Source organism: Actinotalea ferrariae CF5-4, from assembly GCF_000603945.1.
In the GTDB taxonomy this organism is placed as follows: Bacteria; Actinomycetota; Actinomycetes; order Actinomycetales; family Cellulomonadaceae; genus Actinotalea; species Actinotalea ferrariae.
On sequence record NZ_AXCW01000453.1, the window covers coordinates 1 to 1,540 of the forward strand.

Below are 1,540 nucleotides of genomic sequence, written 5' to 3' on the forward strand. Positions count from 1 at the left end.
CGTCGCCGCGTGGTCGAGCTCTTCGGCTGGGACTGCGTCGCGCGGGACACCGAGGCGGCGTACCGCACGCTCCTGGAGAGCCGGGGGCGCCTCGACGACCGACGGCGCGCGGGCACCGCGGCGGGACTCGCCCGCGCGGGCCGGCGGCCCGACCGGCGGCACGACGACATGGCAGGGGTGAGGGCGGTATGAGCAGCTGGATCGAGGACCACACGGACGAGCTGGCCGGTGCCATGACGGCGCTGCGCGAGCAGTCGGACGTCGTCGACGCCTGGGGCACGCACCTCGCGGACGTGCTCTGGGAGGGCGGGCGGCTGCTCGCCGCGGGCAACGGGGGCAGCGCCGCCGAGGCGCAGCACCTCACCGCCGAGCTCGTGGGGCGCTTCCTCGCCGAGCGCCGGCCGCTCAGCGCGATCGCGCTGTCCGCCGAGACGTCGAGCCTCACGGCGATCGTCAACGACTACGGGGCGGAGGAGATGTTCGCCCGCCAGGTCGAGGCGCACGGCCGTCCCGGGGACGTGCTCGTGCTCCTGTCGACCTCCGGAAAGAGCCCGAACGTGCTCCGCGCCGCCGAGCGGGCGCGCGACGCAGGTGTCACCGTCTGGGGGCTCACCGGCGCCGGACCGAACCCCCTGACCCGCCTGTGCCACGACGCGATCGTCGTACCCGCACCGTCGACGGCTGCCGTCCAGACGGGCCACCTCGTCGCCGTGCACGGGGTGTGCGCCGCGGTCGACGCGCGCGTCGCCGTGCTCGCGGACCGCTCCCGGCCCGCGCTGCGCACCGCGGGGAAAACCAGGAGGACCGCATGAGCGCCACGGAGGACACGTCCCGCGCGGAGGACCCGACCCGCGTGGAGCCCACGTCCCGCGCAGAGGACCCGACCCGCGCGGAGCCCACGTCCCGCGCGGACGGGCGCCCGCACGTCGTCGTCGTCGGGGACGTGGTCCTGGACCAGGACGTGGACGGGCGCACGGAGCGCCTCTGCCCGGACGCACCCGTGCCGGTGCTCGACGTCACCGCCCGGCGCACGAGCCCCGGTGGCGCGGGCCTGACGGCCCTGCTCGTCGCGGCCTCCGGCGCCCGCGTCACGCTCGTGGCCCCGCTCGCCGACGACGACGGCGGCCGCACGCTCGTCGCGCACCTCGGCGCGCGGATGGACGTGCTCGCCCTCGGCCACGCCGGCGGGACGCGCCGCAAGATCCGCATCCGCAGTGCCGGCCAGTCGCTCGTCCGGGTCGACGACGGCGGCCCCGGGTCGCCCACGGAGGTCCCGGTGCACCGGCTGCGCGAGGTGCTCGGGTCCGCCGACGTCGTCCTCGTCTCCGACTACGGCGCCGGGACCACCCGCGACGCCGTCGTGCGCCGGCTGCTCGCCGAGGTGGCGCGGCAGCGCCCGGTCGTCTGGGACCCGCACCCCCGCGGCGGCGACCCCGTCGCGCGCGCGGCCCTGGCCACCCCCAACGGGGCGGAGGCGCGCGGCGCCGTCGCGGACCTGCCGGACGCGGCGTCGCTGGTCACGGAGGACGTCCTCGCATCC

General features: G+C 77.8%; 2 protein-coding genes and 1 pseudogene. All 3 read left to right on the forward strand.

The features are described 5' to 3' along the window. A partial coding sequence (locus N866_RS21705; protein WP_034229636.1) for a hypothetical protein occupies window positions 1-192 on the forward strand: 192 nt, incomplete at its 5' end. Continuing rightward, window positions 189-812: a D-sedoheptulose-7-phosphate isomerase gene (locus tag N866_RS18730; protein WP_155855501.1), complete on the forward strand. Its 624-nt coding sequence runs from the start codon at window positions 189-191 to the stop codon at window positions 810-812. The genes N866_RS21705 and N866_RS18730, both read left to right, overlap by 4 nt. Beyond that, window positions 809-1,540 (forward strand): annotated as a pseudogene (locus N866_RS18735) (hypothetical protein); the annotation flags it as partial. The gene N866_RS18730 and the pseudogene N866_RS18735, both read left to right, overlap by 4 nt.